Raw genomic sequence first — 10,743 nt, forward strand, 5'->3', positions numbered from 1 at the left:
CCACACCAACGGCAGCACCAGGGCGGTCTGCAGCGCGAAGTCCGTACCGTTCGCCACCCGCCCCGGCCCGAGTGTCACCAGGAACAGGGCCGCCGCGAGCGCGGCGTCCGCCACCAGGGGCGGCACCCGCCCCGGCAGCCGGGCGAGGGCTCCCGGCGGGCCCGTCCGTACCGCGCCGGTCTCGGTCATCGTGTCCGTCCTCGCGTCCGCGTCGTCCGGCGTCCTCGCCGGAGCCCCACGGTAGGGCCCTCGCACCCGCGAAGGCGTCCGCCCGCCGGCGGACACCGAGGGAGACCCCGGGACACCGGGGGCTCCTCCGCGCGGAGGAGCGAACGCGCGCCGGGGCGACCCGTGCCCACCGGCGGGATCGTCCCCCGGCAGGGCGCCCCGCACCCCCGGCGGCGGAACCCTGGTGACGACCCCGCAGCCGCACCGCCCGAGGAGTACGCGCCATGCCCCCGACCATGCCCCCGACCCGCCGCGCCCTGCTCGGCACGCTCGGCGTCGCCGCGCTCGCCACCGTGGCCGCCGCCCCGGCCGGGGGACACGGCCCCGCCGCCCCCGTCCCGCTGCGCCTGCCCGCGCCCACCGGGCCCTGGCCCGTCGGCACCGTCGCGCTGCACCTGGTCGACGACAGCCGCCCCGACCCCCTCCTCCCCGCCAAGCCCTACCGGGAGCTCATGGCCGGCCTCTGGTACCCGGCGGAACCCGGCGCCGGGCACCCGACGGCCCCCTGGCTGCCCCCGGCCGCGGCGGCCGACTGGGACGCGCACTCCGCACCGGCCCTCGGTGTCCCCGCCGGCGCCGCCGACTGGCGGGGGCTCAGGACCCACGCCCGCACCGGGGCGCCCGTCGCCCGCCGCGCCGGCCGGCTGCCCGTGGTGCTGTTCTCCCCCGGCGACGGCGGCTCGCGCGCCCTCGGCACCACCCTGGTCGAGGAGTTGGCGAGCCGCGGCCACCTCGTCGTCACCCTCGACTCCACGTACGAGGCCGAACAGGTCGAGTTCCCCGGCGGCCGTGTCGAACGAGCCCTCCCGCTCCCCGACGACCTCACCCCGGAGGTCATCGCCGCCCTCCTCGCCGGGCACTCCCGGGCCCGCCTCGCCGACGCCCGCTTCGTCCTCGGCGCACTCGACCGCCTCGCCCGCGGGGACCGCCCCGACACCGGCACCGACCCGCTCCCGGACGGGCTCGCCGAAGCCGCCGACCCGGCCAGGACCGGCGTGCTCGGGCAGTCCCTCGGCGGCTCCGTCGCCGCCCAGCTCGCCCACGACGAGCCCCGCGTCCGCGCGGCGGCCGACCTCGACGGTGCCCTCCTCGGACCCGTCGCCGACAGCGGCCTCGCCAAGCCCTTCCTGCTGATGGCCTCCGGTACGAAGACCCTGCGCACCGAACCGAGCTGGGCCTCGTGCTGGGCGGCGTCCACCGGCCCCCGGCATGCCCTGCGGCTGCGCAACGCCGCCCACGGCTCGTACACCGACCTCCAGGTCCTCCTGCCCCAGCTCGTCCGCCGCCTCCCGGTCCCCGACGCGGCCGGACTCATCGGCACCGTCGACCCCCGGCGCTCCCTGGCCGCCCAGCGCACCGCCGTCGCCGCCTTCTTCGCGCGGTACCTGACGGGGCGGCCCACCGGCTTCCTCGATCGGCCCGGCGACGACTGGCCGGAGCTGGAGGTGCTGCGCTGAACCGGCCCGCCCGGCATCCCTTCTGGCGCCGGGCGGGCACGAGCGCGAGCACCTGCTCGACGCTGCTCGACGTCGGCCGGATCCACGCCGCCTTCGTCGCCGGCGCCCGCGCCCGCGGCGAGGCCTGCGGCCCGCTCGGCCTCGTCCCCGCCCCGGAGCTGCCCGCCGGCCAGGCTGGGGTGTACCGGCCCGCCGCCGAGCCCGCGTACACCGCGGGCTCGGCGAGGAGCAGCGCTGGCGTTCGTTCCCGCGGCTGCTGGTGGTCCTGGCCAGCACGGCGGACGCCGGGTCCGCTCGGCGGTGGCGGAGGAGCGGCCCGCTCACGCGCCCGGGTGTGGTGCGGCTCCGTCCGGAGTACGGGGGGAGTTGAAGGCGAAGGCGCGCGGGGAGGGGCCGTTCGCGCGCAGGTCGGCCAGTCGCTCCAGGGCCTCGTCGACGTCCGGCAGGTGCCCGGCCGGGACCCACCACAGGACCAGGTGCGCCTCGACGTTCCGCTCGAACCACTCACGCCGCCGCCGCATCGCCTCCAGGTGCCCGCTGCGGTAGGTGAACTCCCACAGCGCCTCCCGGCTCTCCCACACCGACATGTTGACGATGACGTCCTCGCCCGCCGGGCGCAGGGCGGTCGCGTCGTCCTTCCCGTCCGCGGCGAGCCGCCAGACGAAGCCGGGGGCGGTGTCGGCGGCGGCATTGACCGGGGAGACCAGGTCGACGAACGGCGCGATGCGCGGGTCGTCGACGGGGTGGCGGAGCGTGGCGACGTTGAACTGGGCGAGGTGGTGGGAGGTCATGGCGCCATCCCAGCACGGGCCTTCTTTCTATGTCAATCAATATTGTTTTTAGAAGGCTCGACCACCACGCAGCACTCCCCGGGCCGGGCGTCCATCCGGGCACGGAGGGCGCCGTCCGCGCCGAGAAGTCCCTCCAGGAGGGCGAGGTTCATGCCGCAGACGAGGGGTGGGAAGCGCTCGGCGACGGAGTGGAAGGGGCAGTTGCGCATGCGAATGGCCCCCTCCTCCAGGCGGGGTTCGTACCCGCGGGCGGCCAGCAGCGCGACGGCCTCGTCGAGCCCCCCGCAGGGCGCGGCCGCTCCGCGCTCGGCCTCCCCCCGCCGCCGCGCGGCCGCGCGCAGCCCGTCGTCCAGCCCGGCCCGCTCGGCGGCCTCGGCGAGCAGTTCGGCGGCCGTCCGGTAGTCGCGCGCGGGCAGCGAGACCACCCGCTCGGCGCGCGTCCGCGTGTACACCTTCGCCGGCCGCCCCGCCCCCGGCCCCGACCGCCCGGTGAGCCTGCGGCTGCCGCTCTCCAGCAGCCCGGCCTCGACCAGCTTCTCCAGGTGGTGCGCCGCCAGTGTCCGCGCCACCCCGACGGCCTCCGCCGCCTCGTTCCGGCCCACCTCGCGGCCCTGGGCCGCCACGTACGCGTAGAGGCGGCGGCGCACGGGGTCGTGCAGGGCGGCGATCGCTTCGATGTGCTCCATGCGGCCATTCTAGGAACAATGGTCATTGGAGATAGAGGGGTGGGCCGCAGGGGTCGGCGGGCCGGCTCGACCTCATCCGGCTGGTCGTTCCGGGGAACGTACGGGCCCTGGACCCGGAGCTCCTGGTCGTGCACGCGGCTGGCGCCCCCGCGCGCTGCCGGGTGCCCGCCACCGGGGGGAGGCGCCGTTCTCGACGCAGGAGTCGAAGACGCGGTGGCCGGTGTGGCCGGGCAGGGCGTGGTAGCGGTGGGCACGCGGGCCGGGGTGGCGCGGGTCAGCGGCGAGCCGCCGGCACTGGAGGTGGGGCTGCCGGAAGACTTTTCCTCCCGAGAGCGATGAGTTCAGGCGGTAGCGGCGGTCAAACCCGAGAAAGCAACGACAGCCGACCAGGGAGACCTGAAATGTCCAGCACCGCCACCACGACCACCGCCACCGCCACGAAGTCCCGCACGGCCGTGGTCCGGGTGGTCTGGACGCTGCGAATCCTGCTCGCGCTCTTCTTCGCCCTGGCCAGCGCGCTGCCCAAGCTGCTCGCGCTCCCCGCCGCCACGACCGTTTTCGACGCCATCGGGGCAGGGCACTGGTTCATGTACCTGACCGGACTGGTGGAACTGGCCGGAGCGGTCGGCCTGCTGGTCCGTCGGCTGGCCGGGCCGGCCGCGACGGCACTGATCGTCTTCCTGGCGTTCGCGTTCGTCACCCAGCTCACCGCGATGCACGGCGAGAACGCGGGGACCCCGTTCATCTTCATGGTGCCGCTGGCCGTCATCGCCTGGAACCGACGGGCCGAGACGGCCGAGCTGCTCAGCCGCTCGCGCTGACCTGGTACTCGAAAGGGTCCGTCAGCAGAGGCCTGTGCCGCGGCACGGGCGCCGGAGCGGCGCCGCGCGAGCGTGGCGGCGGCAACAGCGAGGGCCGATGAGCAGCACGGTGAGCACCGCATCGTCCCCTGGCCGTCGTGCTCGGGGCGGCCAGCGCCGGTGCCCGGGCCCCAGGCCCAGGTTCAGGTCCAGTGGATCCGCCAGGCGCCGGCGTCGAACGGCACCGCCCCGGGGTCGGCACCGAGGAAACCGCGGCGCAGCCGGCGGCCTGCGCCCGACTGTGGGAGCGATCGGGTCCGGACGGCCGGGGCCGGGCGTGGGAGCGGCGCCGGCGCTCCTTCCCGTGGCTGCTGGTGGTCCTGGTCGGCATGGCGGCCCCCGGGGTGCGCTCGGCGGTGGCGGACCCGCGGCTGGCCGCCGAGGAGAACCCGGCCGTCGCCGAGATGCCGGCCGCTGTCCCGGCCGTCGCCGCCCGGATCGAGGACCCGGTCCAGCGCGGACCGTCCGCACCCATCTGGCATCCGCTCGGCAGCCGCGGGCGGGTGTGCGGGTGGACGGAGCTGTCGGCGGCGAGTGGGAGCCGCCGAGTGGCCTGCCGCCGGCCGTCCCGGCCACCCTCAAGGCCTGCCGCAGGCGCGGAGAACCCTCGGCGGCTGTACGTCCTGCCTCCTGCAACCATCGTGTGGGTGCACTCGTTACCCCGAGGCGAACGGAGATGATCTCGCTGGAGGGAGACCCGGTATGACATGTGATGCCCCATGGATTGAGAAGCGGCGTTACGAGTACGCCGGCGGCCGCTACGTGGGCTGCGGAAACTGCGGCGGGGACCTGTGCACTGTCTGCAGGTCCAACCATCTACAGCCGAGCGACATGCACTTTTGAGTTCAACGACGACAACATCTGCCCGGGCTGCAGTCCAGAGCGCTGATAGAGCCACGGAACCGTGCGGTCCGCGGCAGGACTCAGTGTGCCGATATACGTGACACCTGCGCGTAGCCGACGGGGTCGGCCCGCTCGCCTGGCCACCAGGCAAGCCGACCTCGCGGTTCAGAACGGGGGTCCGTCGTGCCAGCGGCCGTTGGTTTCCTGATCGGCCCAGCCGACTTCGGCCCGACCTGCCGGTGGCAGGCCGCCGTACCGGACTCCCCCTTCACCCGCTCGATGTCCTGCACACTGCTCACCGCGGACGGCGGCCGGGTCGCGCTCAGCGGCCGGCGGGCACACCGAGCGGAGCCTCGCCGCGTACCGCGGCGGCGTCGGGATCGCCCTGGAGCGACTCCCGAGCCTGCCGGGCCGAGGGGCGGCGCGCGCCGGGTTGCCGGTGCCGGTGCACCGGCCGGAAACCCCGGTGCCTTCGGGGTAGAGCGCCGGTAGCCTTCGGGCTGCTGACCGCAGGCCGGGACCGAAGGGCACCATGAACGACACCTCCGAGTTGGACCGCCCCGTCGGCGACCACGCCGTCCGCGAACTGGCCGACGCCATCCAGGTGTTCTCCTACGCGATGGATCACCACTGTTCCTACCGCGGGCTGGACGATCCGGATCCGCGGGAGATCGCGGCCGTGCTGCGCGACAGTCTGGCCAGGCTGGCCGAGGCGCTGGAAGCCGGTGCGGAACTGGTGGCGGGACCGGACGGACTGCCGGGAGGCGGGGACGCCGAGCCCTGGTGGGAAGGCCGGGACCTCCTGCTCAAGGCGCGCGACGCGATGGCCCGCGCGGTGCCCGAGGGCTTCGACGAGGACGGAGCTGAGGACGGAGCCGAGGACGGATCGGACGACTGGCCGGGCGATCCGGTCGCCCGGTGGTACCGCCTGCGCAAGGCGAGGTTCCGCACCTACCCGCGCTGACGCGGGCCGGGGCCCGGCTCCCGGCTCTGCCCGTGGCGAATCTGCGGCGGGCAGAAGGACGGCATCGGGGAGCGCTCGCGGGTCGACAGTGGAGTGGACGGCAACTCCGCCCCGACCAGGGAGAGCAGATGGCTCCACTCACCACGCCCCCGCCCCGCGCGGGGGAGGGCGACACCCCGCCCAGCCCTTTCGACGACCACCTCGCGGCGCAGCTGCTCGCCCAGCGGATCGTCCTCCTCGGCACCCAGGTCGACGACGTGTCGGCGAACCGGGTGTGCGCACAGCTGTTGCTGCTGTCGGCGGAGGACCCGCGTTCCGACATCGGCCTGTACATCAACAGCCCCGGCGGGTCGGTCAGCGCGGGGCTCGCCGTCTACGACACCATGCGGCTCATCCCGAACGACGTCTCCACGCTGGCGATGGGGTTCGCCGCCAGCATGGGCCAGTTCCTGCTCGCCGTGGGCTCGCCCGGCAAGCGGTTCGCGCTGCCGAACGCGCGGATCATGATGCACCAGCCTTCGGCCGGCATCGGCGGCACCGCCGCGGACATCGAGATCCAGGCGGAGAACCTCCAGTTCACCAAGCGGGCCATCGAGCGGATCACCGCCGAGCACACCGGGCAGAGCGAGGAGACGATCGCGCGCGACGGCGACCGGGACCGCTGGTTCACCGCCGAACAGGCCAGGGAGTACGGGATCGTGGACCGGGTGGTGGAGTCGGTCGCCGACATCCGTCCGGCCTCCTCCCGCCGACGGATGGGGCTGTGACATGGGCTCGTACACGGTTCCCTACGTCGTCCAGCGCACCGCGCAGGGCGAGCGGTCCTACGACGTCTTCAGCCGGCTGCTGAACGAGCGGATCGTCTTCCTCGGCACCGAGATCGACGACGGCGTCGCCAACGTGGTCATCGCGCAGCTCCTGCACCTGGAGTCGGAGAACCCGGAGCGCGAGATCTCGATCTACCTCAACTCGCCTGGCGGATCGTTCACTTCACTGATGGCGATCTACGACACCATGACGTTCGTGCAGACGCCGGTCTCCACGTTCTGCGTCGGCCAGGCGGCCTCGACGGCGGCGGTGCTGCTGGCCGGCGGGGACCCGGGACGGCGCTTCGTGCTCCAGCACGCGCGGGTCCTGCTCGGTCAGCCGGCCAGCGGCGGCCGGCAGGGGACGGTGTCCGACCTCAGCCTCGCGGCCAAGGAGATGGTCCGGATCCGCTCGCAGGTGGAGGAGGTCCTGGCCCGGCACACCCGCCACGAGGTGGCGACGCTGCGCGCGGACATGGACCGGGACAAGGTGCTCACCGCCGAGGAGGCCGTCGCCTACGGGATCGCCGACGAGGTGCTGAGCCGGCGGCAGCTGTTCGGCTGAACCCGCTGTGGGTACTGGCGGGTACGGCGGCGGTCGTGCGCACCGCCGCCGTACTTCAGCGGAGGCCAGGCCACCAGGCGGAGCCCGCCGTACCGGCGGCTGCGGCTCCGACCGGATGCCGTGAACCGGCGGACAGCGCCAACGCCGCTGTTGGCGACGCCCGACGGCGTACGAGCAGCACCACCGCAGTGCATGGTGACGGCAAGACTCGCAGGCCGCCGCAGTGACACCTGCCCGCAGCAGTCGCATCGCCCGACACGCGCGTCTGCCTCGGCTGCGCGCGCGACGATCCGACGGGGGCACCCGGACTTGGACGATCGCGGTCACCGGCACCGCCCACGATCCGTGGCGGGAAGGCCGTCCTCGACCGCAACGCACCGGTCGTGCTGGTCCTCAGCCCGCTGACCGCCATGTACAGCCGTGCCACGAACCAGAAGGGCTTGGCCATCACCATTGGCACCAGCGCCAACGAATCCGGCATCCCCCGGGACCTCACGTCCGCGCGGTACCTCGCCGCCGACGGTGGGGCGACGGCGCGTTCCACGGGCCGCTCACGGCCGAATCGGCCGAACCGGCTGAAACCGGAAGGGTGACCGTGGCATCCGGCCACGGTCACCCCACCACTCTTGATCCGGAGTTACGGTCAGGCCTGTACGGCGATGAGCTGGAACTTCTCGTTCGGGTCGCCGGTGCAGTCCCACAGGATGATCAAGGTGTCCGGTGTCGGACGCCGGCCGTGTGGCGGTTCAGCCTCGGAGGCGCTCCAGCAGGTGGCGGGCGCGGGCGGTCAGATCGGCCGCGCGGGCCGGGTCGGGGGCCACCGAGTGGAAGACCAGCGCCAGCATCACGACGGTGTCGAGCCGGTGCAGGAGGGCGGCCCTGGAGTACAGGTCGGGCAGCTCGGCCGAGTCCGCGTAGCCGGCCAGGATGCCGTCCGCGTCGATGCCGTTGTCCGCCAGCCTGGCGTACTCGGCGACCCTGGCCAGCTCCATCAGGACCGGGCCGACCAGGGCGTTGGACCAGTCGACGACGGCGGTGAGCCGCCCCCCGCTGCCGAGCAGGTTCTGCCGACGGACGTCCAGGTGCAGCAGGCGCGGCTCGCCCTCCTCGGCTTCGAGCACCGCGCGCATCCCGTCGGGATGGGGCAGCTCGGGCAGGTCGGGGGCGAACCCGCGCAGGGTCGCGTGACGGGTCACCAGCCGCGTGGTGAGGAAGGACGGGAAGTCCCCGGGCTCCTGGTAGGCGAGTTCGATCGACGGTGGCTCCACCCGGTGGAGGGCCGCCAGGAACGCACCGACCTCCTTCGGGGAAACCGTCAGCCCGTCGTGCCGCACGTAGCCCGCGAGGGAGACGACGAGGCCGTCCGCCATGGTGATCAGTTCGAGCGCGGGGGCGGTGGGCAGGCCCTGGCGGGCGAGGAGCCCGGCGATCTCGTGCTCCTGGCGGACGAGGTCACCGGCCTCCACCCGCCCGTAGGGCGCGGAGTAGACCCGGTGCCGGGGAACGCGCAGGGCGACCTCGCCGTGGGTGGCGCAGTGGGCGCGGTAGACGGCGAAGTCCACGCCCTCCCCGGCGAGGCCGCGCAGTTCGATCCCGCGTTCCCGGGCCACCCGGACGGCCACCTCGTGGGTGTCCAGCTCGTGGGTGTCCAGCTCGTGGGTGTCCGGCTCGCCGTGTCGGGGGTCTGTCGTCACTGGGCGGTCCTTCCGGCGGGGATCGGGAGATGGGTGGCCAGGGCCGCGAAGCCGTCCAGGGTGGTGACGCGGGGGCCCGTGAAGCCGGGGAAGCGAGCGTAGCGGTCGAGCAGGACTGGATGCAGACCCGCCCTCTGGGCTCCCTCGACGTCGATGACGACCGAGTCGCCGACGAAGACGCACTCCCCCGGTGGACGGCCGAGCCGTTCGCAGGCAAGGACGAAGATCTCCGGTCCGGGCTTCTCCAACCCGACCTCGCTGCTGATGACGACGGTGTCGAAGAGCCCCGTGAGGCCGGTGCCGTCGAGGATGTCGCGCAGCCACCGGTCGAAGTTGGAGACCAGGGCGAGCGGGTGGCCGGCCGCGCGCAGGGCCCGCAGGCACGGTACGGCGTCGGGGTAGGCACGGTACCGGGCCGGGTCGAGGATGTGCCGGGCCGCGCGCTCGGCCGCCTCGGCCGAGGCGTTGCCCCCGGCCCTGCGCAGCGCCTCGCGGCAGAACCGGCTCCACATGGCGAGTCGTCGCTCGGGGTCGGGTTCGTCGTCGGGCCAGTCGCCTTCGGAGCCGATGGCCCACAGCGCCTGGCGGACGGCGGTGGTGTCGGGGGCCCCGTCCCGGCCGAGCCAGGCGGTGGAGAGCAGCTCGGGTATCGCGGGCACGAGCTCGACGAGGGTGTCGGCGGCGTCGAAGAGGACGGCGGGCAGGGCGGGGCCGGGGGTCGGCGCGGAGGTCATCGCAGTTCCTCGTCGGTGATGAGCATGGTGCACAGGCCGCCTCGGGTGGCCTCGGCGGCGTGATGGGCGGCCTCGGCGTCGGGCCGGTTCAGGACGAGGGTGTTCTCCGAGCCGGAGAAGTAGTCGCTCATCAGCACGGCGGTGGCCGGACGTCCGCTCAGCCGGGCGGCGCGCAGGGCGAGTTCGACGTCGCCCTTGTACATCTCGACCAGCACGCAGGTGATTCCGGCGGCGAGGTAGCAGGTGAGCTCGCCGAGGAACTGCTCGGCGGGGAGCTTGTGCCGACTGTGCAGGCCCGAGAAGTAGGCGAAGGAGCGCGCGAACGGGTCGGTGCGGAAGCGATCCGCGTTGTGGGAGGCGGCGAGCAGGCCGATCGGCACACCGGGGGTGACCCTGATCTCCCGGTTGGTGACGGGAAGGCCGTCCAGGACGTCGTAGGTGTCCGGATTCCCCTCGATGAGCAGGCCGACCCGGTCGACCCCCTTCTCGTGGAGGCCGCGCAACGCGTCGTCGACGTGGTGGATGTTGGCGTCGAAGTCGCCGAACTCGTACGGCAGGACGTGTGCGGTCAGCCGGTCGTGGTCGGGCAGCAGCGGGAAGGTGTTGGCGTGCGTCCAGTCCGACATGACGATGTCCTCGACGCCTTCGAGCGCCCGGACGGCCTCTGCGGGGTCTGCGACGGTCCAGGGGCCTACCCCGACCGCGTGGACGGTCTGGACGGCACCCCGCGGCTTCGTGCGACATCGTTCCAGCCGACGCTCGATGGCCGACTTCCTGCGGGCGAGGAACGCGTCGGGCATCACGAAGGACACTCCCGTCCGGGCGGCCCCGGACGGCGCCTCCAGCAGGGCGGACTCGGTGGCCGCGGCGGCGAACCCTGCCAGCCCCCACTGGTCCCCGACGAAGGCCACCGGGCGCCCCCAGCCGAGGGCACCGAGCGACGCGGTCAGGTCCTGCTCGAATCCGCGCGGACGCAGTGCGACGAACCCGCCCGACACCGGCGAGACCGGGTGGCGCTCCCCGCCCGCGGTGACGACGGTCCGGTTGCGCACCTCGGCGGCGGCACGGAACACCGCCATGCCGACCAGGGCGGCCTCATTCTCTACAGCAATCAC

The 10,743-nt window shown here is 73.9% G+C and carries 12 protein-coding genes; 6 read left to right on the forward strand and 6 right to left on the reverse strand.

The window, feature by feature from the left end:
• A partial coding sequence (locus ACFU7Z_RS02410; RefSeq protein WP_380775438.1) for a hypothetical protein occupies positions 1–189 on the reverse strand: 189 nt, incomplete at its 3' end.
• A gap of 263 nt (positions 190–452) precedes the next feature.
• On the opposite strand from ACFU7Z_RS02410, the gene ACFU7Z_RS02415 reads away from it, so the two are divergent.
• Positions 453–1,685 carry an alpha/beta hydrolase family protein gene (locus tag ACFU7Z_RS02415; RefSeq protein WP_380775440.1) on the forward strand — a complete coding sequence of 411 codons (1,233 nt, stop codon included), beginning with the start codon at positions 453–455 and terminating at the stop codon, positions 1,683–1,685.
• Positions 1,686–2,005: 320 nt separating this feature from the next.
• Here ACFU7Z_RS02415 and ACFU7Z_RS02420 read toward each other — a convergent pair whose 3' ends face one another.
• Together ACFU7Z_RS02420 and ACFU7Z_RS02425 are read right to left on the reverse strand one after the other, a co-directional pair.
• A complete protein-coding gene (locus ACFU7Z_RS02420; protein WP_380775442.1) occupies positions 2,006–2,476 on the reverse strand; it encodes a DUF3291 domain-containing protein in 471 nt (156 codons plus the stop codon).
• 32 nt (positions 2,477–2,508) lie between these two features.
• Positions 2,509–3,162, reverse strand: a complete 654-nt coding sequence (locus tag ACFU7Z_RS02425; RefSeq protein WP_380739912.1) for a helix-turn-helix transcriptional regulator — start codon at positions 3,160–3,162, stop codon at positions 2,509–2,511.
• 401 nt (positions 3,163–3,563) lie between these two features.
• Here ACFU7Z_RS02425 and ACFU7Z_RS02430 point away from each other — a divergent pair, with 401 nt between their 5' ends.
• From ACFU7Z_RS02430 to ACFU7Z_RS02450, 5 genes are all read left to right on the forward strand, one after another.
• Entirely contained in the window at positions 3,564–3,983 is a 420-nt protein-coding gene (locus ACFU7Z_RS02430; RefSeq protein WP_380775444.1) for a DoxX family protein, read from the forward strand.
• Between the two features lie 1,414 nt (positions 3,984–5,397).
• Positions 5,398–5,829: a hypothetical protein gene (locus ACFU7Z_RS02435; protein WP_380775446.1), complete on the forward strand. Its 432-nt coding sequence runs from the start codon at positions 5,398–5,400 to the stop codon at positions 5,827–5,829.
• Between the two features lie 128 nt (positions 5,830–5,957).
• Positions 5,958–6,596 (forward strand): ATP-dependent Clp protease proteolytic subunit, encoded by a 639-nt coding sequence (locus ACFU7Z_RS02440; protein WP_049649240.1) that lies wholly within the window; start codon positions 5,958–5,960, stop codon positions 6,594–6,596.
• Between the two features lies 1 nt (position 6,597).
• On the forward strand, positions 6,598–7,200 hold the full coding sequence (locus ACFU7Z_RS02445; RefSeq protein WP_375876111.1) for a ClpP family protease: 603 nt from the start codon (positions 6,598–6,600) through the stop codon (positions 7,198–7,200).
• A gap of 383 nt (positions 7,201–7,583) precedes the next feature.
• A complete protein-coding gene (locus ACFU7Z_RS02450; RefSeq protein WP_159028308.1) occupies positions 7,584–7,793 on the forward strand; it encodes a hypothetical protein in 210 nt (69 codons plus the stop codon).
• A 153-nt stretch (positions 7,794–7,946) separates the two neighbouring features.
• On the opposite strand, the gene ACFU7Z_RS02455 is transcribed toward ACFU7Z_RS02450, so the two are convergent.
• From ACFU7Z_RS02455 to ACFU7Z_RS02465, 3 genes are read right to left on the reverse strand one after another with little or no spacing between them, the layout of a single operon-like run.
• Positions 7,947–8,894, reverse strand: a complete 948-nt coding sequence (locus ACFU7Z_RS02455; RefSeq protein ID WP_380775448.1) for a phosphotransferase family protein — start codon at positions 8,892–8,894, stop codon at positions 7,947–7,949.
• Positions 8,891–9,628, reverse strand: a complete 738-nt coding sequence (locus tag ACFU7Z_RS02460; protein WP_049649243.1) for an HAD family hydrolase — start codon at positions 9,626–9,628, stop codon at positions 8,891–8,893. The genes ACFU7Z_RS02455 and ACFU7Z_RS02460 overlap by 4 nt, the downstream gene beginning before the upstream one ends.
• Positions 9,625–10,743 carry a hypothetical protein gene (locus ACFU7Z_RS02465; RefSeq protein WP_380775450.1) on the reverse strand — a complete coding sequence of 373 codons (1,119 nt, stop codon included), beginning with the start codon at positions 10,741–10,743 and terminating at the stop codon, positions 9,625–9,627. Before ACFU7Z_RS02465 ends, ACFU7Z_RS02460 begins: the two co-directional genes overlap by 4 nt.

The organism is Kitasatospora sp. NPDC057518 (genome assembly GCF_042802075.1).
GTDB lineage: Bacteria > Actinomycetota > Actinomycetes > Streptomycetales > Streptomycetaceae > Kitasatospora.

What these genes read in the sequence shown, in the direction of transcription:
- ACFU7Z_RS02435 (WP_380775446.1), top strand. Translation starts at nt 5,398, where the DNA reads ATGAACGACACCTCCGAGTTGGACCGCCCCGTCGGCGACCACGCCGTC.
- ACFU7Z_RS02445 (WP_375876111.1), top strand. Translation starts at nt 6,598, where the DNA reads ATGGGCTCGTACACGGTTCCCTACGTCGTCCAGCGCACCGCGCAGGGC.
- ACFU7Z_RS02420 (WP_380775442.1), bottom strand. Translation starts at nt 2,476, where the DNA reads ATGACCTCCCACCACCTCGCCCAGTTCAACGTCGCCACGCTCCGCCAC.
- ACFU7Z_RS02415 (WP_380775440.1), top strand. Translation starts at nt 453, where the DNA reads ATGCCCCCGACCATGCCCCCGACCCGCCGCGCCCTGCTCGGCACGCTC.
- ACFU7Z_RS02460 (WP_049649243.1), bottom strand. Translation starts at nt 9,628, where the DNA reads ATGACCTCCGCGCCGACCCCCGGCCCCGCCCTGCCCGCCGTCCTCTTC.
- ACFU7Z_RS02425 (WP_380739912.1), bottom strand. Translation starts at nt 3,162, where the DNA reads ATGGAGCACATCGAAGCGATCGCCGCCCTGCACGACCCCGTGCGCCGC.
- ACFU7Z_RS02430 (WP_380775444.1), top strand. Translation starts at nt 3,564, where the DNA reads ATGTCCAGCACCGCCACCACGACCACCGCCACCGCCACGAAGTCCCGC.
- ACFU7Z_RS02440 (WP_049649240.1), top strand. Translation starts at nt 5,958, where the DNA reads ATGGCTCCACTCACCACGCCCCCGCCCCGCGCGGGGGAGGGCGACACC.